The sequence below is a fragment of the Klebsiella sp. DY2415 genome (assembly GCF_026314315.1).
Taxonomy (GTDB): domain Bacteria; phylum Pseudomonadota; class Gammaproteobacteria; order Enterobacterales; family Enterobacteriaceae; genus Klebsiella; species Klebsiella ornithinolytica.
The window spans coordinates 1,326,054-1,348,362 of sequence record NZ_CP111115.1 but is presented as its reverse complement, the minus strand read 5'-3'; the positions used below and the strand labels follow the sequence as shown (position 1 = coordinate 1,348,362).

Sequence of the window (22,309 nt, the reverse complement as noted above, 5' to 3'; positions counted from 1 at the left end):
AGCCGCTCATTCACCGGGCCCACAGATTACTGTGCGGCGGGAGTGAGCAAACACGACCCACGCATCTGCAGCGTGAAACATGTTGCGGAAATTATTCTGCTTCATCTAACCAGACTAGCAGAATCGCCTCCAGAATTTTTTCATTGGATGCGGTCGGATTGTCATCAAAATCTTCCAGCTCGCAAATCCACTGATGCATATCGGTGAAGCGAACGGTTTTCGGGTCGAGATCCGGGAAGGCGTCATACAGCGCTTCGCCAATTTCACGACTATCGGTCCATTTCAGTCCCATATTAATGCTCGCGTGCGTGGTTGATAGTATAACGCGGGATCTCGACGACCAGATCATCGTGGGTCACGCGCGCCTGGCAGCTCAGACGGCTGTCGGGCTCCAGCCCCCAGGCCTTATCCAGCATATCATCTTCATCTTCGGTACTTTCGGCCAGCGAGTCAAAACCTTCACGCACGATGCAGTGGCAGGTGGTGCAGGCACAGGATTTTTCGCAAGCGTGTTCAATCTCAATGCCGCTACGCAGAGCAGCATCCAGAATGGTCTCACCGATCTCAGCTTCCACAACTACGCCATCCGGGCACAGGTCCTGATGGGGCAGAAAAACAATCTTTGGCATATTAAACCTCGTCCACGGATTGGCCTTTCAGCGCAGTACGGACCGACTGGTCCATGCGGCGTGCGGCGAATTCCTGGGTTTGTGTGTCTGTATTTTTAATCGCATCTTTAATAGCGTCGGCGTCATCGCCTGCGGCAACCGCACGCAGCTGCGCCGTTGCTTCATCGATAGCCTGACGTTCTGCGGCGCTTAGCAGCGCGGCATCGGCGGCCAGCGCACTTTCCAGGCTCTCAAGAACGCGTGCGGCTTCCACTTTTTGCTCGGCCAGCATACGCGCCTTGATATCCTGTTCGGCGTGACTCATCGAATCTTTAATCATGGTGGCGATTTCGCTGTCGGTCAGACCGTAGGAGGGCTTGACCTGAATGGAGGCTTCGACGCCGGTCGATTTCTCCATCGCGGTCACGCTCAGCAGGCCATCGGCGTCCACCTGGAAGGTGACGCGAATGTGCGCCCCGCCCGCCGGTAACGCCGGAATACCACGCAGCGCAAAACGCGCCAGCGAACGGCAGTCCTGCACCAGTTCGCGCTCGCCCTGCATAACGTGGATAGACATTGCCGTCTGACCATCTTTAAAGGTGGTGAACTCCTGCGCACGCGCCACCGGAATCGTGGTGTTGCGCGGAATCACTTTCTCCACCAGGCCACCCATCGTCTCCAGCCCTAAAGAGAGCGGAATAACGTCGAGCAACAGGAGTTCGCTGTCCGGTTTGTTGCCCACCAGGATATCGGCCTGAATCGCGGCGCCAATGGCCACCACTTTGTCCGGATCGATAGTGGTCAGCGGCGTGCGGCCAAAGAATTCACCGACGCGCTCACGCACCAGCGGCACGCGGGTTGAACCGCCAACCATGACCACTTCCAGCACCTCTTCCGCCGCCACGCCCGCATCTTTCAGCGCGCGACGGCAGGCTAACAGCGTACGTTTCACCAGCGGCGCAATCAGCTCGTTAAACTGCTCACGGGTAATATCGCCTTGCCAGCCGCCGACGTTGACGCTGACCGAATCGGCATCGCTGAGGGCGATTTTCGCCGCGATGGCCGCATCCAGAAGTTCGCGCTGCAGGCGATTGTCGCTACGATCGCTCAGCCCGGCCAGTTCACGGAGATAATCCGCCAGCAGATGGTCAAAGTCATCGCCGCCCAGCGCGGAATCCCCGCCGGTGGCCAGCACTTCAAATACGCCGCGGCTTAAGCGCAGCACCGAAATATCAAAGGTGCCGCCGCCGAGATCGTAAACCGCAATCACGCCTTCCTGACCGGAGTCCAGGCCGTAGGCAATGGCCGCGGCGGTCGGTTCGTTCAACAGGCGCAATACGTGCAGACCGGCCAGACGCGCGGCGTCTTTGGTGCCCTGACGCTGAGCATCGTCAAAATAGGCCGGGACGGTAATCACCACGCCGTCGAGTTCGCCGGACAGGGCTTCCGTTGCCCGGGCGGCCAGCGCCTTCAGGATGTCGGCGGAGACGCGAACCGGGTTGAGCAGACCGCCGGCGGTCTGAATCATCGGCAGACCATTTTCGCTGGCCTGCAGTTGGTAAGGCAGATGGGGGTAACGCGTCTGGATATCGGCCAGCGAGCGTCCCATCATCCGTTTCACGGAGCTGATGGTGTTAACCGGGTCGAGGGCCGCATTGTGTCGGGCGTCGTAGCCGACGCTCAGGCCAGATTCATGGTAATTAACCACGGAAGGCAGCAGGTAGCGTCCCTGATGGTCGGGCAGAGTTTCGGCCTGACCGCTACGCACGGTAGCGACCAGAGAATTGGTGGTGCCCAGGTCAATACCCGCCGCCAGACGACGCTGGTGCGGCGCGGCACTCAGACCAGGCTCACTAATTTGTAATAAGGCCATAATTGCTTCCGAAAATTAAAAATCGAGCAGCTTTTCTTCGAGTTGTTCTGCAACGCTCTGAAGTTTATCGAGAAAACGCAGTTTACGCACGGTATCCGCCGCCGCGTCCCACGTCTCGCTATTTAATTGTTCGACAACCTGCTGATGACGAACGTCGTACATCCCCTTCACGCGTTTGATAAATGCCGCCAGTCGTTCTTCATCCTGCGATTTTTCAATCTCATCCAGCTCTTCACGCAGCTCCAGCTGTTCCATCAGAAAAGCGGTATCGCGCACGGTGTGCTGCTCGCAGGCCAGGTCATAGCCGTGGAGTGAAAGGAGATATTCGGCGCGGGTCAGCGGATGACGGAGCGTTTGCCACGCCTGATTGATCGTGGCGGATTGCTGCACGGAGGCGAGCTGTTCGGCCGCGCTCGCGCTGGCGAACTTATCGGGATGATACTGGCGCTGCAAATCCTGGTACCGGACAGCCAGCTGTTCTTGCGAAAGGGTATAACTGACCGGTAACCCGAAGAGGGTGAAATAGTCCATAGTAACCTCAGGGTTAACGAGATAAAGCAAACCCCACTCACGATTCACCGCGGTGGGGTCCTCTACCCGTGCACATCGGGCCGCCTCTGCGTGGGCTGTAGTCGCTTACCCGCAGGACCGACTGCTGTCAGCCCCCGGGATTCACGCATTTACCGCCCTGATGCGGCCTGAAATACGTCGGATAGTGTCGGGATTATACGTTAAAGCTTTCGCCGCAACCGCACTCATCTTTAACATTCGGGTTTGTGAATTTAAACCCTTCGTTCAGGCCTTCTTTGACGAAGTCCAGCTGAGTGCCGTCGAGGAACTGCAGGCTTTTGCCGTCGATCACTACCTTGACGCCTTTATCTTCAAACACGGTGTCTTCTGCCGCCGGCTCGTCAACAAATTCCAGCACGTAGGCCATACCTGAGCAGCCCGAAGTGCGGACACCTAAGCGCAGACCGAAGCCTTTGCCACGGTTGGCCAGGAAGGAATTAACTCGCGACGCTGCGCTGTCGCTAAGAGTAATCGACATACAATAACCTCTTAATTATTTCGCTTCACGTTTGCTTTTATAATCCGCAATCGCGGCTTTAATCGCGTCTTCCGCCAGGATGGAGCAGTGAATTTTCACCGGCGGCAGTTCCAGCTCATCGGCGATATCGGTGTTCTTGATAGCCTGAGCTTCGTCCAGAGATTTCCCTTTCACCCATTCGGTAACCAGGGAGCTGGAGGCGATAGCAGAACCGCAACCATAGGTCTTGAAGCGCGCGTCTTCAATGATACCTTCATTGTTGACTTTAATCTGCAACTTCATCACGTCGCCGCACGCCGGTGCGCCAACCATGCCGCTGCCGACGCTGTCGTCGCTGTTGTCAAAAGAGCCGACGTTGCGCGGATTCTCGTAATGATCGATAACTTTTTCGCTGTATGCCATGATGAATTCTCCTTATACCCTACCGATTAATGATGTGACCATTCGATGCTGTTCAGATCCACGCCCTGTTTGAACATATCCCACAGCGGAGAAAGATCGCGCAGACGGCCGATGGATTTACGAACCAGATCAATGGTGTAGTCAATCTCTTCTTCGGTAGTGAATCGACCTAAAGAGAAACGGATAGAACTGTGTGCCAGTTCGTCAGTCATGCCCAGTGCACGAAGCACATAGGACGGCTCAAGGCTTGCGGAGGTGCAAGCAGAACCGGAGGAAACGGCCAGGTCCTTCAGCGCCATAATCAGCGACTCGCCTTCAACATAGTTGAAGCTGACGTTGAGAATGTTCGGCGCGCCCTGCTCGAGGTCGCCGTTAAGGTAAACCTCTTCCATATCTTTTACGCCGTCCCACAGACGGTTACGCAGACCGCGCAGACGCGCCATCTCGGTGTCCATCTCTTCTTTCGCGATACGGTAAGCTTCACCCATACCGACGATCTGGTGGACTGGCAGAGTACCGGAACGCATGCCGCGCTCGTGACCGCCACCGTGCATCTGCGCTTCAATGCGGATACGCGGTTTGCGGCGAACGTACAGTGCGCCAATACCTTTAGGACCATAAATTTTGTGACCGGAGAAGGACATCAGGTCAACTTTCAGCTGGCTCAGATCGATAGGCAGTTTGCCCACGCTCTGGGTGGCGTCAACGTGGTAAATGATGCCACGCGCGCGGCACAGTTCGCCGATGGTGGCGATATCCTGCACCACGCCGATTTCGTTGTTCACGTGCATGATGGAGACCAGGATGGTGTCGTCACGCATCGCGGCTTCCAGCTCTTTCAGATCGATAATCCCGTTGCTCTGCGGCGCCAGGTAGGTAACGTCGAAACCTTCACGCTCCAGCTGGCGACAGGTATCCAGAACCGCTTTATGCTCGGTTTTGCTGGTGATAATGTGCTTGCCTTTTTTCTGATAAAAGTTGGCTGCACCTTTAATCGCCAGGTTGTCGGATTCCGTTGCACCGGAGGTAAAGACGATTTCACGCGGATCGGCACCGACCAGTTCAGCAATCTGATTACGGGCGATATCAACCGCCTCTTCAGCCTGCCAACCGAAACGGTGTGAACGAGAGGCCGGGTTACCAAAGGTCCCGTCCAGGGTCAGGAACTGCATCATTTTCTCGGCAACACGCGGGTCCACCGGCGTTGTTGCGGAGTAATCGAGGTAAATCGGTAATTTCATTGCTCTTTAACTCCGTACATCACTCAATGCAAGGAACCAGGCAACCGGCTTGATGTACGACCGGGGACACGGGATGTCGCAACATCCCGGCCTGATTCTGAAATCTCTTTTTTATCGTTTTTACTCTGACTATTTCAGCCTGCCGCAGCGGTGCCGCAAGCTGAAACAAGACGAGTATTATGCACGCAGCTTGACGTCAATGGCGTCCTGAGTGCGGGTATTGCGCTGGGATTCATGGCTATGCTGACGACCTGAAACATCGAGGATTTCCTGGTTATTCACCAGTTCACCCAGGGTGATGTTGTTCAGGAAGCCGGTCAGACGTTCGCTCAGGTCGCGCCACAGCGCGTGGGTCAGGCATTTATCGCCGCCCTGGCAGCCGCCTTTACCCTGACAGCGGGTCGCGTCAACCGATTCGTCTACTGCGCTGATCACTTCGCCTACGGCGATGCTGCCAGCTTCTTTACCTAACAAATAACCGCCGCCTGGACCACGTACGCTGGATACCAGACCATTTTTACGCAGGCGGGAAAACAGCTGTTCCAGATAGGACAGCGAGATTCCCTGACGTTCAGAAATATCAGCCAACGGAACCGGGCCCGATTCAGAGTTGAGCGCAACGTCCAGCATCGCGGTCACAGCATAACGCCCTTTAGATGTCAGTCTCATGTCTTACTTAACCTCAAACTCGCCCCTGCCCGGGCTTTTTATTAATATGGGTATTGCATAGCAGGGCCAAGTCTGACATTCCCGAGTAATTTGGTCAACTATTTACTTGACTGTTTTAGTCAGGTATTTAACCATCCGTGCGGTCTGTATTTGCCCGGCGGCGCTACGCTTGTGCAGGCCTGTGACGATGCAGGCCGCGTAAGGCGGAGCCGCTCCCGTCAAGGGATGCAGGCGCTTACTTCTCTTTCTTTAACTGATCGATAGAGGCCAGCATACCGCGCAGGATATTCAGCTCCTGGCTTTCCGGGCGGGCGCGGGTGAACAGACGACGCAGTTTGTTCATCACCTGCCCTGGATGGCTGGCGCGAATAAAACCGGTGGCGAGCAGGGTTTGCTCGAGGTGGCCATAGAAACGTTCTAAATCGTCAACCAGCGGATACGGCGTCTCTTCGTGCGCCGCTGCCGGTTCGTCCTGTTCCTGGGTGGCCAGCCAGGCCATGCGGACTTCGTAGGCGATAACCTGCACCGCCATTGCCAGGTTCAACGAACTGTATTCCGGGTTTGCGGCAATCGCGACATGATAATGACATTTCTGCAGTTCATCGTTGGTCAGCCCAACGCGTTCGCGGCCAAAGACCAGCGCGACCGGTGCATGCTGCCCTTCCGCCACGCTCTTCAAACCGCACTCGCGCGGGTCAAGCATCGGCCACGGCAGAGTGCGTGAACGGGCACTGGTTCCCACCACCAGGCTGCAGCCGGCCAGGGCTTCATCCAGGGTATCAACGATCTGCGCATTGCCAATCACGTCACTGGCGCCAGCGGCCAGCGCGATAGCCTGAGAATCAGGTTTAACCAGCGGATTAACCAGCCACAGGTTGGTTAACCCCATGGTTTTCATTGCCCGGGCGACGGAACCCATGTTTCCAGTATGTGATGTTTCTACCAGTACAATTCGAATATTTTGTAGCATTATGGTTCTTCGGCTAAAGATTATTCACGCATGCTATCATAAAACGGAGACATAGGCAGATTTCACTGTTACTATGTGCGCCGTTTTTTCCCGTTCTTTAACATCCAGTGAGAGAGACCGATGCATCCGATGCTGAACATCGCCGTGCGCGCAGCGCGCAAGGCGGGTAATTTAATTGCCAAGCACTACGAAACCCCAGACTCCGTAGAAACGAGCCAGAAAGGCAGCAATGATTTTGTGACCAACGTCGATAAAGCAGCCGAAGCGCTGATTATTGAAACCATTCGCAAATCTTACCCGCAGCACACCATTATCACCGAAGAAAGCGGTGAACACGCAGGTGAAGATCAGGATGTTCAATGGGTTATCGATCCACTGGATGGCACCACCAACTTCGTCAAACGTCTGCCACACTTCTCCGTTTCCATCGCCGTACGCATCAAAGGCCGTACAGAAGTCGCGGTGGTTTACGATCCAATGCGTAACGAACTGTTCACGGCTACCCGTGGTCAGGGCGCACAGCTGAACGGCTACCGTCTGCGCGGCAGCAACGCTCGCGACCTGGATGGCACGATTCTGGCGACCGGCTTCCCGTTCAAAGCAAAACAGCACGCGACGGCGTACATGAATATTCTCGGTAAGCTGTTTACCGAGTGTGCTGATTTCCGCCGCACCGGTTCTGCTGCTCTGGATCTGGCTTACGTGGCCGCAGGCCGCGTTGACGGTTATTTTGAAATCGCGCTGAAACCCTGGGATTTTGCGGCAGGTGAGCTGATCGCTCGTGAAGCAGGCGCGCTGGTTTGCGATTTCACCGGCGGCCACAACTACATGCACACCGGCAACATCGTTGCCGGTAACCCGCGTGTCGTTAAAGCTATGCTGGCGAATATGCGTGACGAACTGAGTGAAGCGCTGAAGCGCTAATCATTCTCCCCTCACCCCGTTCGCGGGGTGAGGGGATTCTTCAAAACGGTCGTAACCCCCCGCCAACAGGCGCCGCACTGCTCCACATCACCAGCGCCGCAACCAGTAAAATCACCCCGCCCGCCAATGCCAGCGTCGCCCAACCAACGTGTTGCCACAGCGGTGGCGTCTTATTGCCGCTGAGCTTAACGGCCAGCTGGCGGAAACCATGAACCAGCAGCGCCAGCCCGCTGATGGTCAACGAAGTGCCTGCCGCCATCGCCAGCGCCGCCGCCATTCCCCAGTTAAACACGCCAATCACTTTACTAAACAGCAGGACCATAATCGCCCCGGAACAGGGCCGCATCCCCATCGAAAGGATAATGACCAGCCGCGCGCGCCAGTCGTCGCCGCTTTGGAGCTGTTCCGGCGCGGGCATATGCTGATGTCCGCATCCGCACTGAGCATGATGAACGTGGTGCGGCGTAAAGGCGATAAACGTCGGTCGTCGCAATACCGCGCGCAGCTTTTTCACCGCCCGCCAGCACAACAGCAGGCCCAGCGCCCCCACCAGCAGATAGCTGCCTTTCTCCAGCCAGAAGCTGCTGAGATGCAGCTGTCTGGCCGGCAGTTGCAGGAGAGTTAATACCACCACGACCAGCGCAATCGCCACAACGCCCTGCAGGAGCGAGGCTGCCAGGGTCAGCATAATACTGGATTTAAGTTTTGCCGGATGCGTGGCCAGCCAGGTGGTAATCACGATCTTGCCATGACCAGGCCCCAGGGCGTGCAGCACACCGTAGATAAAACTGAACGCCAGCAGCGATAATCCCGCCGCTGAGGGATTATCCGCAACCGCTTTCAGCAGACGGCTGAGCTCAAGATTTAACGCCCGCTGCCAGACGGCGCTTTGCAGCAAGACCTGCGGCCAGGCCTGCCACAGCCAGATCCCCGCCGCTGTCGCCAGCAGCAAAAAAAGCGCCAGCGGCCACATCTGGCGCAGACGCGAAGTGCGTGCGGTGTGAGAGAAAATTACGGACATGTCAGCGTCACCTTCTGGGCAAAGTAGGTTCCCAGCGCCATATCTTCCGGCGGCGCGTCGGCTTTATCGAGAGACTGGGCAAAAGCCGCCATTTTTTCATTCGGTTCCGGCGTGACCACCTTGACCTTGCATGTCGTGCGTAACGCGGCGGGCAAGGTGACATCGCTCGCTTTGTCATAGTGCATATCAACATAATAGGTCGGATCGAATGTCGACAATGTTAGCGTCTGTCCGGCCAGCGGCTGAGGTTTTGCCAGCGGCAGCGTAAACGTCAGCACCGCCTGGTGACCATCGCGTTCGAGGCCATAGCCATCAGGTCGATTATCAAACTTCACCCGCTGGCCGTTGTGCCATAGCTCGCTGAAGTAATGCTGGCCGAGCACATTGGCCATCACCTCTGCCGCCAGTTTTTTCCACACCTCATCCCCTGGCTTTGCGTTCCCCGCATCGTAGAGCAAGTCTGCCGAAGTGATTTCATCCATCGTCCAGCGCATGTTAAAACCGGTGAGCAGCCCGTTGTCCGCCACGACTTCCGTTTTCAGGCTAATGAAGCTATGCGGGTGCGCTAGCACACTAAATGATAAAACCATGAAAAATGCCGCACTGGTGCATTGTTTCACTCTCTTCATCCGATCCTCACGTGAAAAATTCTGTGAACTTAGCCAGCAATCCTGACGTAAAGGCGCCGAACTGCCCTGATCTCCATTCATCCATTAGCTATTCTTAGCAAAAACCCTAACTGGAACTCACCAGATGATGACCGTCATTGAACCACCATCTGCGCTTTCCAGTCCACAGCGCCGTAGTCAGGTACTGCTGATGTTTTATCTGCCCGGGCAGCCAGTGACGCCAGAACAGCTTAGCCACATCAACCAGGTTGATGAGTCAACGGCCCGGCAGGATATCGCAGAGACCGCACGCGAAATTCAGCGTTACCACCGACTGACGCTTTCGTCACAGGTGGACGGCAGCTACCGGATTGAAGGTGCTGTCATCGATCAACGACTGTGTCTGCTGCACGGCCTGCGGAGGGCATTACGTTTATGTCCGCATTTTATTGCCCACCATTTTACGCCGGCATTAAAAACGCAGCTTAAACTACAGGGCATTGCGCGGACGCTGTATGACGACACCAACCTGCAGGCGCTGGTCAACCGCTGCTCGCGGATGCTCAACCGGCAGTTTGACTGTCGCGATGTTCATTTCCTGCGTCTGTATCTGCAATATTGCCTGCTGCAGCATCATCTTGGACTGACCCCGGATTTTACCCATGAGCAGCAGCGCTGGACGCAACAAGCGGCGGAGTTCGCTCTCGCCCAGGAGATCGTTCGCCACTGGCAACGCCGGGTCGCCAGCACGCCGCACGCGGGCGAACAGCTGTTCCTGACGCTGCTCTTTATGTTGTTGAAAACGCCCGATCCCATCCGCGACGGCCATCACCAGGACCGGCGGTTACACCTGGCAATCGATCGCTTAATTCATCGCTTCCAGGATCTGGCGGGTCGGCCGTTCAGCGATGACCAGGGACTGAGCGATCAGCTTTATATTCATCTGTCGCAGGCGCTCAACCGCAGCGTGTTCGCCATCGGTATTGATAACGCCCTGCCGGAAGAGATTAGTCGTCTCTACCCGCGGCTGATGCGCACGACCCAGGCCGCGCTACGCGAGTTTGAAGCGACCTACGAGATTACGTTTAATCAGGAAGAGGTGGGGCTGATTGCGGTGATTTTCGGCGCATGGCTGATGCAAAAAAGCGACCTGCATGAAAAGCAGGTCGTGCTGCTTACCCACGATAATCCCGTTCTTGAACAGGCGCTTGAACTCCAGCTGCGCGAACTGACGCTGCTGCCGCTGAATATCAAATATCAAAGCGTGCAGGCTTTTGAGAAGGAAGGCGCCCCCAAAGGCGTGGCGCTGGTCGTCACACCGTACGCCACCGCATTACCGCTGTTCTCACCGCCGCTGTTTCACACTGAAGAGATGTTCAGCGATCACCAGCGGCAGCATATTTGCAAAATGCTGGAGGATTAGGCAACCGCCTTCGGCCGCAGCACCAGCGCCGGGAGGGCCACCAGCGCCATCACCCAGAATACGCCCTGATGCAGGTGCTGATAGAGGAAGCCGGCGAAAACCGTCATCACCGCAATACTACCGCCCATCGCCACGGCAGAATAGACCGCCTGCAAGCGTATCACTTCGCTGCCCTGGCGCGCGGAGATATAGCGCATCGCCGCCAGGTGGCACACCGTAAAGGTGCCGCAGTGCAAAATCTGGGTGACGATCAGCCACGGAAGAGCCGTGGTTGCGCCCATCAGCGTCCAGCGAATCAGACCGCACACGGCCGAAAGCAACAGCAGCTCCCGGGCGCTGAAGCGACTAAATACTTTTTTACTCAGTGCAAAGATAACCACTTCCGCCACCACGCCCAATGACCATAAATAGCCCACGGCAGAGGCAGAGTAACCGGCTTCCTGCCAGTAAATCGCGCTGAAGCCGTAGTAGGCGGCGTGCGCGCCCTGGAGCAGACAGACGCAGGCGAGAAAGCGCCAGCTTTGCCGTATCAGCGACAGCCAGGCCGCCACTCCCGCCCCTTCCTGATGACGAGACTCCCCTTGCGGCATCACCGAGGGTTTCAGCAGCATCCCCAGCAGCATAGAGGCAACGCCGAGGCTGAGCAGCAGCAGAATCGCCCGATAGTCAAACAGGCTGACCAGTTTACCGGTAAGCGCCGAGCCGATAACAAACGCCACTGACCCCCACAGACGCACGCGCCCGTAGTCCATGGTTATCTGTTTTTGCCAGGTGTTGGCCAGCGCATCGGTCAACGGCACCAGCGGAGAGAAAAAGAGGTTGAACCCCACGATCACCACCGCCAGCCAGGCAACGTGGTTTCCGGCCCAAAAGGCCAGGGCAAACAACAGCACCAGTAGCGCGAGGATACGCAGAGCGGAAATCAGCCGCGCGGGATCGCTGACCCGCGGCGCGATGAGCAGGCTCCCCAGGAAACGAGCCACCAGCCCCGCGCCCAACAGCATACCGATGGTTTCCGGCGTTAAACCGGTTCCCGCCAGCCAGACGCTCCAGAATGGCAGAAAAATGCCGTAGCTGAAAAAATAGGTGAAGTAACTAAGCGCCAACCAGCGCGTGGAGTGCAAGACCATGATTCCCTCCCGAATGGAGTCGATAGTCTGGCGATAAAGCATGAATGCCGCAAGGTGAAGTTGACCTGCCCGCTTCCGGGCAGGTCGGGCTTAAAGCGGACGAACATTCAGCACCATTTTTTGCCGCAGGCTTTCACCGCGTGCCAGCACGGTTAGCTGGCCAAATCCCGGACGATGATGATCGTCAGGCGCGTGGCTCATCGGCTCAAAACAGAAGAAATCAAATTTATAGCCTTGATCAAACGCCGGATCGGACACAAAAACAAAATAGCATGGCGCCGGCGGTTCGGTGGTCATAGAGAGCTGGTACCCCAGTTCCGGTTGCCGGATCGTCGCGATGCCATCCCAGCCGGAGAACCCATTATTCACCCAGAGCCCGGGGAGTGGCGCAGACTGATTGAAATCCAGTTCCTGCGGCAAACTCTCCTGATACTCCCCGGTAAGCCACTGTTCTTTCTCCAGCCAGTAGCCCGTGGCCCGCGCCTGCACCCGCGTTTCCTGTGACAGCGGTAGATAGGGATGCCAGCCCAGGCCAAACGGCAGCGCGTCGCCATCATTCGTCACACGCAGTTCCATCTCCACGCCGCTTTCGCTTAGGGTAAAGCGCTGCTGCGCGGTGTAATGATAGAGCCCCTGGCGATGAACATACTCTAGCGTGAGGTGCGTGGGAGATTGATCCATACAGCGCCAGCTATTCAACCAGCCATCGCCGTGAAGATAGTGGCTATCCCACTCGACGTTTGGCGCCAGCCGATGCTCCCCAGCCGGCGAAGAAAACTGATTGCCACTCACCCGGTTGCCAAACGGCACCAGTGGAAAGCAAGAGGACTCCACCGCCACCCCGCTATTCAGCCCAGGGCGCAGCAGCGGGAATGTTTTCCCCTGATGCTGCCACCATAACCCCTCGATCGCGCCGCCGCGCTCCGCAACCTGCAGCCTTACCCGATCGTTATCCAGTGTAAAAAGCGTCATCATGGCTCCTTAATCGGGGAAATTAATCACCACTTTGCCGCATTTACCGCTGGCCATCAGCGCGTAGGCTTCTCCCGCCTGGGCAAGCGAAAAACGATGGGTAATCGCGCTATGCGGCCACAGTTTCCAGTCGGTCAGATCGCGGGCGCACTTCTCCATATGGAACAAACTGGTCACCCAGGAGCCAATAATACGCCGCTGGTGGTGCATCAGATCGGCGCTCACCTCGAACTCAACCTTCCCGGTTTCACCGATGTACACCACTCTTCCCCAATCCGCCGTAGACTGCAATGCCAGCAAACGCCCTGCGGCATTACCAGAACAATCCAGCGCCACATCCGCGCCGCCGTGCGTCAATTCGGCAATCCGCGCCGGGAGGTTCTCCGTTGTCGCCAGGAAGCCGTTATCCATCACCCCCAGCTGTTTCGCCGTCGCCAGACGCTCCGGCAACATATCGACGCCAATCACGCGTTTTGCACCGCGTCCTTTCGCCAGCATCATCGCCATCATGCCAACGGGCCCTAACCCGACAACCAGAACGTTGTCACTGCCGGAAACCTCGCCGCGCAAAATGCCTTCATAGGCGGTTCCTACCCCGCAGCTAATAAACGCGCCATCTTCATAGCTCAGTGCGTCCGGCAGATGAATAAGGTCTTTTTCCTCCGCCAGTAAATATTCTGCATGGCCGCCATCGCGCTGCCAGCCATAGGCCGCTTTGCCCTCTCCGGTGCAGGAGATAGGAAAACCACGGCGGCAGTTGGAGCAAAAACCACAGCCGGAAATATGGTAAACCAGCACTCGGTCCCCTGCTTTAAAGTGTCGGCATCCGGCCCCGGTCTCTATAATTTGCCCACAAGGTTCATGGCCATTAATAAAGCCTTGATACAACGGCTTATCCGGCGCGGCGGCGGTACCACGATGCTGATGATAAATATAATGGACATCGCTGCCGCATATTCCTGAGGACTTCATTTTAATCAACACCTGGTTAATCCCCGGCGTTGGTACGGGAACTTCGCGTAGCTCTACGCTTGAGTTGCCCGGTAAAAAAGCAGCCAACATTGTTTTCATAATTCCCTCTAACAAATTGATGAATATTAATGTTTATGTTTACTGTTGCGCTGGGTCAGTAATATATTTGCCAGAACAGCAACCACGATAATTAATCCGCGAACGACCTGCTGGAAGAATGAGTTAATACCCAGAAGCACCAGTCCATTGCCAATAAGGGTAATCACCAGCACGCCTAATAAGGTGCCAAATAGCGAACCGCGGCCGCCGGACAGTGCGGTACCACCGACCACCACCGCGGCGATAACATCAAACTCGAGGCCGTTGGCAGCCCCCGCATTGCCCGAACCAAGACGCGCCGCCAGCAGAATACCGGTAATCGCCGCCAGCAATCCTGAAAGCGTAAAAATCAAAATACGCACCCGCTTAACGTTAATCCCGCAGAGCTGCGCCGCCGTTGCGTTGCCCCCGGTGGCAAACACGGAACGGCCAAAGGCGGTTTTACGGCTGATAAACACAAAGATGACGAACAGAATCAGCATAATTAATGCCGAAACGGGTATGCCAAAGAGCTGCCCGCCGAGCCAGTCCAGCACCTCATTTTCATCGATGGGAACCGGCAGGGCGTTGGTCATGAAGAGCCCCATGCCACGCAATGCACTCCATAAACCTAAAGTTGCGACAAAGCTCGGCACGTTGAATACGCCTCGCAACACGCCAGCGAGAGTCCCCAACGCAGCACCGAGGATTAACACCAGCAGGCAGGCAAGACTAAGCGGAACCTGAAACTGCAGCAGAAAGGCGAGGCAGACGGAGATAAACGCCACCATCGGACCGACGCTGACATCAATCTCGCCAGAGATAATAATCAGCGTCATCGCCCATGCGGCAATACCAATCGTTGCCGCATCGCGCAGCACGTTCATTTGATTGTTTAAAGAAATAAATCCCGGCGCGTTAAATGAAAACACCAGATATAAAATAGCGATCACCACCAGCAGGCCAATTTCATTAATATGACGGCTGATAAACTGCTTGGGTGTGGCACTTTTGCCTTGCGGCAGCGTTAATGATGAGGCAGACATCTGTTAATTCCTCAATAAACGTAATGGCTAATGCATGGATAAAATTGCCGACATTAATTCATCGACATTTACGGGGGCTAAAAGCTCACGGGTAAATTCACCGTTTTGCAGCAGCAAAATACGATCGCAGACCAAGGGCAGTTCCTCTATTTCACTGGAAATGAATACAACGCTTTTTCCTTCAGCGGCGAGTTCCCTCACAATTCGATAAATCTGCTGCTTGGCTTCGATATCAACCCCGCGCGTAGGCTCATCAAGAAGTAAAATGTCACTTTCGGCATAAACCCAGCGGCCAATCACCACTTTTTGCTGGTTCCCCCCCGATAGCGTCCCGATAGCAGTCTCTGTATTTGCCGCCTTGACCGTCATTCGGTTCATGACCGCGGCAGTTAACTGCTGAATCCGCTGCCAGTTCAGGACGCCACGGCGGCTAACTTTGTGCCGGTTGGTCATCACCGTATTTTCATCCACGCCCAGCAGCGGAATGATGCCCGCTTCCTTACGGTTTTCCGGGGTATAGCCCACGCCACTCTTGAGCATCGAGGTATACCGTGGACGCGAAATGCGCACACCATTGAGCGTGATCTCCCCCTCAGCAAACGTTTCTAAGCCGATGATGGCCTTAAGTAGTTCACTACGACCCGATCCCAGCAGCCCGGCAATACCCAGCACTTCGCCACGGTGCAGGGTAAAATTAATCTGCTGAAGCTTAGGGGGATGGCGTAGCCGGGCCACCTGGAGTACCGGGGTTGTCAGGGCGATTTCAGATTTCACCCGCGGTAGATCGATGTGCTCCCTTCCTAACATCAGCGACACGATTTCCTGGGTTGTCGTCCTCTCCAGAGTGACATCACCTGCCACCTGGCCATCGCGCATAATGGTGGCGCAAGAGGCGATACGGCGTATCTCCTCCATTCGATGACTGACATAAATCACGGCAACGCCCAGAGCTGACATTTTCTTTACCGCGTTGATCACCAGTTCGACCTCCGCATTCGCCAGGGAACTGGTCGGCTCATCAAGAATCACCACCTGAGGTTGACCTTTCATCACACGGGCGATTTCTACCAGCTGCTTTTGTGCCGGACTAAGCGTGTCGACCAGCGCATCTGGCGGGACATCAACCCCAAGAGAGGCAAGAGCCTCTGTGGCCTGGCGGGCCATGGCGTTTTTGTCGATCGTGCCATTGCGACGCGGCCACTGACCAAGACAGAGGTTCTCCGCCACCGTTAGCCCCTCGACCAGGCTTAACTCCTGGTATACGGCTCTGACGCCCAGCTCCGCAGCCCGGCGGGTTAGCGTTGCATCGTTCCCTTCAAGACGGGTCCCGGCCAGCCAAACCTCGCCGCTATCGGGACTTTCGCTTCCGGTCAGCATGCGAATTAAGGTGGACTTACCCGCGCCATTTTTCCCCAGTAGCGCCCGAACTTCGCCTTTTGACAGGGTAAAATCAACGTTATCCAGGGCGACGACGCCGGGATAGCGCTTATTTCCCCTCAGGATCTGCGCCACCGGCACCGCCGTTTTTTCTGTTGCCGTCATCGAGTCTTTACCTCAGTTATTCGACAGGGGAATTAAGGCAAGCCATCGACATGCGTAGCCAGCCACTGCTTACCGTCTTCAGATTTGGTATAGGTATCGATAGCAACAGGGATAATTTTATTGGCTGGCGGAGTTTTATTAATCACATTCAGGGTTTGCGCGAAAACGGCGTTACCCATTTTCTTGCCGGAAATATCCACCACCGCTTTTAGTACCTGATAGCTGTTTAACTCCTGGGCTATTTCCGTGGTCATATCGGAGCCAAATACGGCGATTTTCCCGACCTTATTTTGGTTGCGGACCGCTTTTACCGCCCCCAGCGTTGCCCCTCCAGACTCTCCCATAATGGCGTCCAGATCAGGCGAGGAGATAATCAGTTTCTCACCAACTGAAATAGCCTTATCCAGAACGGTTCCCTCCTGATTCGCAACAATCTGCATATCCGGAACTCGCGCCTTCAGCGCGGCTTCAAAACCTTTGCGCCGCTGTACGCATACTTCAAATGCTTCACAGTTGATGACCGCAATTTTCGGTGCGCTAATATTGTTGGCAATAAAATAATCTGCCGCCGCCTCGCCAAGCTTTTTACCGAACTCAAGTGGGTCGCCAACCAGGTAGGCAGAGACATATTTGTCGACACCTTTCTCATTAATACAGGTGTTGTAGCAAATCACCGGAATACCGGCTTCATTAGCCCGACGCACCGCGCGGCTACTGCCATTTTCTGAAACGGCGGAAAGAATGATGGCATCCACGTTACGCGCGACCAGCGTATCGATAAATGAACTCTCTTTAGAAATATCGCCTTGCGCGTTGGTTTCAATCAGCTGAATTTTCGCATCGGTGCTTTTGGCTGCATCCTGAACCCCTTGCCGTACCCCGGCGTAATAGCCCTGGGTATCAAGGTAGATAGCACCAACGGTGATATCCTTTGTCGCGCTATAGACGGGGAGTGAAATACTCAACGACGTTAACAGTAAACATAAAAAACATGAGACTGCCTTACTTTTAGACATACGTGCCTCCTGTAGGGTCAGGCATTTATTGTTGTTTGGATTCTGCGGCATTCGGGCCTGCCGCAGAACGATTTCACATATTCTAAACATCTCGAGAAGCGCGGCGGGTCAGACCGCTCAAAAATTACAGTAAACGCTCTTTAGTTAATGAGGTGCAGTACAAACGGCAGCGTTTTACGGAATAATGCCGCCTTCGCCCAGGCCGGGTTTAGCGCTTCCAGCGCCGACAGCGCCTGTTCATGCCTCGAACCGCCGCCTAATCCCGCGGTCGCCAGAACTCGCACCAGCAAACACTTCTCCTGATGCTGTTTTTGGATATCGGCATATAGCGCCAGCAGGTCAGGCTGCGACACCGCGAAGAAGTCGGCCTCTATCTGTGCCGTTTCCATATGCTCAGCCCACTGCAACATTTCAGTGAAAAGACGCTCGCTGCTCAGACGATCGCCGAGCATCCGCAAAGCCACGCCTTGCCAGAAGAGATAGTCCACCGGCTGATCGTTGTAGTAGCTATGAATATTGATCGTCCGATCGCCTGACGCCGCCTTGCGGAAACACTCAAGCGCGCGTTCCTCCATGCCCTGCTGCCTGGCGCAAATCCCCAGCCAGAACCAGATATCGTTATCCGTCTGTCCCGGGAGACGCCCTTCGCTGAGGTTTTCCGGATAGCGCAGCGCCGATAGCAGCAGCGTTTCCGCCTGCTGCGGCTGCGGCTGGAGATACGGCCAGGCACGTAATAACTGGTTGATAACAAACTGGCTGGTCACCTTGCCTTCGCCGCCTTCCCAGGGGTGGAATTTACGCGAAGCAAGCACATTTGCCGCCTGCTCAACGTTGCCCGCCAGGTGCCACAGATGGAGCAGCTCCGCCGTTAAATCATCGCGTTTCAAGGCGGTTGCGAGATTGGCCTCCAGGCGGGCAAGGCGTTTTTCCGGCTCAACGGCGGTCAGCTTATCCAGCAGGTCGCGTTCAAAAAGCAGACGCGCATCCTGCGGCTGCCGGGCGCAGGCTTTCTCCAGATACGCTGCCGCCAGGTGGGCATCACTCTGTTTATTCCATGCATGAATCGCCAGCCCTCGCCAGGCATCGGCAAAATCAGGAGCCATTTCAACGCAGCGATGCCATAGCTGCGTCGCTTTCTCATAATGACGCCGGCTATAGTGGAAACAGGCGAGCAGATGCTGAGCAAAATAGCACTCGGGTATCTTCTCCAGCGCAGCCACTTCCACCAGCAGATTGGGGAAACGCACGAAGTCAGCGAACACTTCGCGAGCGCGGTTGATCAGCGCGATACGCTCGTTACCTTCAGCCAGACTGGCCTGTAAATAGAGCGGCAGCGTTTTTTGACAGTTCAGCGCCGTCAGTACGGCTTTCGCCCGCGCCGCCATTCCCCAGCTCAACAACAGCCCGGCCGTCAGCAGTGCGTTAATATCCCGCGACTGGCATACGGCGAACCAGCGCGCCGTATCCGCTTCAGCCTCTGATATTGTTGCGTTGAGCCACCACAGGGTGGGATTCAGCGGATAGTCGCCCAGCAGCTTTTCAATCTGCTGTAAGGCCTGACTGCAACGGCCGGTGAGATGCAGCAACAGGGTTTCCAGCGACAGGACATCCTGGTTGGTGGGACACGCCAGCAGGCTCTGCCGGCAAAATGCCAGCGCATCATCGTAGCGCTCGCTGCGCGTCGCCAGTCGGGCAAGTCCGTAATATCCCCCGGCCTTGCTATTGCCGCTCCACACCGCGCGCCAAAAATCCTCCTGCGCATCATGCCACTGCTGTAGACGCTCTCTCGCACTGGCACGAATCAAACTTGCCTGCCCACACTGCGGATTTTTGTTTAACCGATGCGCGCGCGACAATGCCCGGCTCGCATACTCGATGGTTTGCGAGTAATCCGCGCGGTTGTATTCCAGCATCGCCAGCGCCAGATTGCAGCGGTAGTCCTGCGGGTCCAGCTCAATTCCCCGCAGGTAATAATCAAACGGTGAGCGACTGGCGTGGTGATACTGCTCCAGATGCTGGCCGATAAACCACGCCTCATCCACGCTGCTTATGGCTCCGGCGTGTAAGGGCGTAACCGCCACTTCCGGCAGCGGCAACTCCTGCGGCTGATGCTCCTGATAGCGCAAAACGCACCTGCCGTGACTGTCCAGCAGCTCCATCGTCAGACGAGATGGGTCAATACCGGCTAACGTTCCCTGAACGGCAGCGCATGGCGTCAGCTCAATCACTTCATCAAGCAGCGGCTGCGGGTTGCCCTCTTCGCGAACCGTAAGCCGGTGGGCGACCAGAGGCGAAATAGCATATACGCCCCATATAATGTTGTCCTCTTCGCGTTGCAGTTTGATCACCGCATCGCGCGAAGCGTTCTGTACCATGCCCAGCGAATGGTAAGGCAGGAAGTATTGTTCGAAGCGCTTTTCTTCAAACGGATCGAGCCAGGTAAAATCCGGTTGGTTATCGGCAAAAATGCCGGTCATCAGCTCGATGTAAGGACCATTATCATCCGTCAGATTTTTGTCCCACGCCTGACCAAACTCGCTGTAACCCCAGCTCCACTGTTTTTTCCCTGGCGCAATGTGATGATCCGCGACGTGCAGCAGCCCACCATCTTCATCGTGGCACCAGGCGCCGACGAAATCGTACTCTGACTTTTCCGCCATATAGGAGGTCGGTACAGGGACATTTTTATAGCGCGAGATGTCGACGCCGGCCGAATAGTCCACCTTGTAATAGGTGCCGGTAGCAATCGGAAACGCGGAAACCGCGCGCTTGCCGTGATCAAATACCGCCGTCACATCCGGCGGGAATACGCTTTGATGTCCATCGCCCCCCTTAACCGCAGGGTTCGCCCACCACAAGAAATGGCGCGGCGTGGCGTTGCTGTTGTAGACCCGGCTACCAATCTCTAATGCTGCGCGCTGCGGACGCAGAGTAAACCCGGTCATCACCTGCAACCCATGCATCGGCTCCGTCTCGCCAACCCAAACGGTTTTTGAGCCATCGTCATTTTCGCTAATCGTAAAATCAACCGGCATATAGGTGGTGGGACGGTGGTGCTGCGGCCAGTTAAACTCAATTCCTCCGGAAATCCACGGGCCAAGCAGGCCAACCAGCGCGGGCTTGATGACATCATTGTGATAAACGAAATCACGCTGTCTGACCTTATCCCACGCTCGGTGCACCCGGCCTCCCAGCTCGGGCAGGATCATAATTTTGATGTAATCATTTTCCAGCCACACCGCCTGCCAGGCCTTTAGCGTTTTTTCCTCACTCAGCGTATCCGTCACACCATAGGGATACACCGCCCCGGAAGACCCCTGATAAACCCGATTTTCCAGGAACATGGGGTGAATATCCTGCGCCCCCGTTTCATAGGTTGGAATATGTACCGTTTCCTGCCAAACATTTACTGAACTCATAATGCCCTCAAAGTTAACAAGACATACTGAAGTGAAATAATGAGAGCAGTTTAATAGACAGAATCAGCGCATTTACGCACAATAATCACGCAATTTAGTTAACAAGGTTTAGTTTATGAAAGCCTGCATTAACAATCAGCAAATCCGCCATTACAACAAGGGTGTGCTGCTGGAGTATCTGTACCGCAAAAAACGAGCCAGTAAATCGTCGCTCGCGCGGCTGGCGCAAATCTCAATTCCCGCGGTCAGCAATATCCTCCAGGAGCTGGAAGAGGAAGGACGCGTGGTCAATGTACAGGATGAGCATCTGGCCCGCGGTCATAGCAGCGGCGCCTGGCTTATTGCGCCCGACGGCGACTGGACCCTGTGTATGAACATCACGCCCACCAGTATCGAGTGTCAGCTTGGAAATGCCTGTCTGAGTGCGAAAGGCGACGTCGAATACCACGCCATTGACGCCCCAACGCCTCAGGCATTGCTGGCAGCGATTGAGAAATGCTGGCATCAGTACCGTAAGAACTGGCCCAGGCAGAAAATCAATCTGGCGCTGGCGGTTCATGGGCAGGTTGATGCGGGAACGGGAGTATCACAGACCATGCCGCAGGCTCCCTGGAAGCAACCCGTGGAGATGAAATATCTGCTGGAAGAAAAACTCAATGTCCGCGTAATGGTCGACAACGACTGCGTCATGCTGGCGCTGGCGGAAAAATGGCAAAATGAGGGACAGTATCGCGACTTCTGCGTCATCAACGTCGATTACGGCATTGGTTCGTCATTTGTCATCAACGACCAGGTCTGGCGCGGTAGCCTTTATGGCAGCGGCCAGATTGGACACACCATTATCAATCCTGATGGCGTTGCCTGCGACTGCGGACGCTATGGCTGCCTGGAAACGGTGGCATCACTGAGCGCATTGAAAAAACAGGCGCGGATATGGCTTAAAACACAGCCCGATCTCGCCAATAATCCAGAGGCGCTGACCATCGATGCCCTGATCGAAAAATGGCAGCAGGGTGATTCTCGCCTTCATACATGGGTGGAAGACTCCGCAAATGCCATCGGGCTCAGCCTCTACAACTTTCTTAACATCTTAAATATAAACAATATCTTATTGTACGGCCGCAGCTGCGGATTTGGCGAAGAGTGGTTGAATACCATCATCAGGCAGACAGGCTTTAACCCTTTCGATCATCGTGACGCGCCGCGCACCAGAGCAACGCAAATCGGCTTCGGACAGCTGAGTCGTCAACAGCAGCTGCTCGGCATTGGCTATCTGTACGTGGAAGAGCAACTGCAGACATTACGTTGATCGCACAAGGTATGTGGCAGATCACAAAATTGTGTATT

The 22,309-nt window shown here is 55.6% G+C and carries 21 protein-coding genes; 3 read left to right on the top strand and 18 right to left on the bottom strand.

Annotated elements, in window-relative coordinates; genetic code table 11:
• Window positions 1-91: 91 nt before the first annotated feature.
• The 9 genes from iscX to trmJ all read right to left on the bottom strand — a co-directional run bounded on the left by iscX (window position 92) and on the right by trmJ (window position 6,811).
• Entirely contained in the window at window positions 92-292 is a 201-nt protein-coding gene (gene iscX / locus OQV00_RS06435) for a Fe-S cluster assembly protein IscX (RefSeq protein WP_004866369.1), read from the bottom strand.
• A gap of 1 nt (window position 293) precedes the next feature.
• Window positions 294-629, bottom strand: a complete 336-nt coding sequence (gene fdx, locus OQV00_RS06430) for an ISC system 2Fe-2S type ferredoxin (RefSeq protein WP_004866372.1) — start codon at window positions 627-629, stop codon at window positions 294-296.
• A 1-nt stretch (window position 630) separates the two neighbouring features.
• Window positions 631-2,481 (bottom strand): Fe-S protein assembly chaperone HscA, encoded by a 1,851-nt coding sequence (gene hscA, locus OQV00_RS06425; RefSeq protein WP_004866374.1) that lies wholly within the window; start codon window positions 2,479-2,481, stop codon window positions 631-633.
• 15 nt (window positions 2,482-2,496) lie between these two features.
• Window positions 2,497-3,012, bottom strand: a complete 516-nt coding sequence (gene hscB, locus OQV00_RS06420; RefSeq protein ID WP_004866378.1) for a co-chaperone HscB — start codon at window positions 3,010-3,012, stop codon at window positions 2,497-2,499.
• A gap of 193 nt (window positions 3,013-3,205) precedes the next feature.
• A complete protein-coding gene (iscA, locus tag OQV00_RS06415) occupies window positions 3,206-3,529 on the bottom strand; it encodes an iron-sulfur cluster assembly protein IscA (RefSeq protein WP_004866380.1) in 324 nt (107 codons plus the stop codon).
• A gap of 15 nt (window positions 3,530-3,544) precedes the next feature.
• A complete protein-coding gene (gene iscU, locus OQV00_RS06410; RefSeq protein ID WP_004866383.1) occupies window positions 3,545-3,931 on the bottom strand; it encodes a Fe-S cluster assembly scaffold IscU in 387 nt (128 codons plus the stop codon).
• Window positions 3,932-3,957: 26 nt separating this feature from the next.
• Window positions 3,958-5,172: a cysteine desulfurase gene (iscS, locus tag OQV00_RS06405; RefSeq protein WP_048024182.1), complete on the bottom strand. Its 1,215-nt coding sequence runs from the start codon at window positions 5,170-5,172 to the stop codon at window positions 3,958-3,960.
• A 177-nt stretch (window positions 5,173-5,349) separates the two neighbouring features.
• The gene (iscR, locus tag OQV00_RS06400; RefSeq protein WP_004866388.1) at window positions 5,350-5,841 is read right to left on the bottom strand and encodes a Fe-S cluster assembly transcriptional regulator IscR; all 492 of its coding nucleotides are present in this window, start codon (window positions 5,839-5,841) and stop codon (window positions 5,350-5,352) included.
• 235 nt (window positions 5,842-6,076) lie between these two features.
• Window positions 6,077-6,811 (bottom strand): tRNA (cytosine(32)/uridine(32)-2'-O)-methyltransferase TrmJ, encoded by a 735-nt coding sequence (trmJ, locus tag OQV00_RS06395; protein WP_015583705.1) that lies wholly within the window; start codon window positions 6,809-6,811, stop codon window positions 6,077-6,079.
• Window positions 6,812-6,931: 120 nt separating this feature from the next.
• Between trmJ and suhB the strand changes: the two genes are divergently transcribed.
• Window positions 6,932-7,735 (top strand): inositol-1-monophosphatase, encoded by an 804-nt coding sequence (suhB, locus tag OQV00_RS06390; RefSeq protein ID WP_004866394.1) that lies wholly within the window; start codon window positions 6,932-6,934, stop codon window positions 7,733-7,735.
• Window positions 7,736-7,775: 40 nt separating this feature from the next.
• Here suhB and OQV00_RS06385 read toward each other — a convergent pair whose 3' ends face one another.
• On the bottom strand, window positions 7,776-8,756 hold the full coding sequence (locus tag OQV00_RS06385; RefSeq protein ID WP_004866396.1) for a nickel/cobalt transporter: 981 nt from the start codon (window positions 8,754-8,756) through the stop codon (window positions 7,776-7,778).
• Window positions 8,747-9,385 (bottom strand): DUF1007 family protein, encoded by a 639-nt coding sequence (locus tag OQV00_RS06380; RefSeq protein WP_015583704.1) that lies wholly within the window; start codon window positions 9,383-9,385, stop codon window positions 8,747-8,749. The genes OQV00_RS06385 and OQV00_RS06380 overlap by 10 nt, the downstream gene beginning before the upstream one ends.
• Window positions 9,386-9,509: 124 nt before the next feature.
• On the opposite strand from OQV00_RS06380, the gene csiE reads away from it, so the two are divergent.
• Window positions 9,510-10,787: a stationary phase inducible protein CsiE gene (gene csiE, locus OQV00_RS06375; protein ID WP_004866400.1), complete on the top strand. Its 1,278-nt coding sequence runs from the start codon at window positions 9,510-9,512 to the stop codon at window positions 10,785-10,787.
• Here csiE and OQV00_RS06370 read toward each other — a convergent pair.
• The 7 genes from OQV00_RS06370 to OQV00_RS06340 form a co-directional block, all read right to left on the bottom strand.
• Window positions 10,784-11,917 carry a 3-phenylpropionate MFS transporter gene (locus OQV00_RS06370; RefSeq protein WP_004866402.1) on the bottom strand — a complete coding sequence of 378 codons (1,134 nt, stop codon included), beginning with the start codon at window positions 11,915-11,917 and terminating at the stop codon, window positions 10,784-10,786. The two genes, csiE and OQV00_RS06370, sit on opposite strands and share 4 nt — an antisense overlap.
• Before the next feature lie 90 nt (window positions 11,918-12,007).
• Entirely contained in the window at window positions 12,008-12,889 is an 882-nt protein-coding gene (locus tag OQV00_RS06365) for an aldose 1-epimerase (protein ID WP_266280612.1), read from the bottom strand.
• A 9-nt stretch (window positions 12,890-12,898) separates the two neighbouring features.
• Window positions 12,899-13,960: a zinc-dependent alcohol dehydrogenase family protein gene (locus OQV00_RS06360; protein WP_004866406.1), complete on the bottom strand. Its 1,062-nt coding sequence runs from the start codon at window positions 13,958-13,960 to the stop codon at window positions 12,899-12,901.
• Window positions 13,961-13,986: 26 nt separating this feature from the next.
• Window positions 13,987-14,985, bottom strand: coding sequence for an ABC transporter permease (locus tag OQV00_RS06355; RefSeq protein WP_004866408.1), 999 nt, complete (start codon window positions 14,983-14,985; stop codon window positions 13,987-13,989).
• 27 nt (window positions 14,986-15,012) lie between these two features.
• Entirely contained in the window at window positions 15,013-16,527 is a 1,515-nt protein-coding gene (locus OQV00_RS06350) for a sugar ABC transporter ATP-binding protein (RefSeq protein ID WP_015583701.1), read from the bottom strand.
• A gap of 32 nt (window positions 16,528-16,559) precedes the next feature.
• On the bottom strand, window positions 16,560-17,543 hold the full coding sequence (locus OQV00_RS06345; RefSeq protein WP_015583700.1) for a substrate-binding domain-containing protein: 984 nt from the start codon (window positions 17,541-17,543) through the stop codon (window positions 16,560-16,562).
• Between the two features lie 140 nt (window positions 17,544-17,683).
• Complete coding sequence (locus OQV00_RS06340) at window positions 17,684-20,962, bottom strand: DUF5107 domain-containing protein (RefSeq protein WP_266280027.1); 3,279 nt, start codon at window positions 20,960-20,962, stop codon at window positions 17,684-17,686.
• A 115-nt stretch (window positions 20,963-21,077) separates the two neighbouring features.
• Here OQV00_RS06340 and OQV00_RS06335 point away from each other — a divergent pair, with 115 nt between their 5' ends.
• The gene (locus OQV00_RS06335; protein WP_004866415.1) at window positions 21,078-22,271 is read left to right on the top strand and encodes an ROK family transcriptional regulator; all 1,194 of its coding nucleotides are present in this window, start codon (window positions 21,078-21,080) and stop codon (window positions 22,269-22,271) included.
• The last annotated feature ends 38 nt before the right edge of the window (window positions 22,272-22,309 follow it).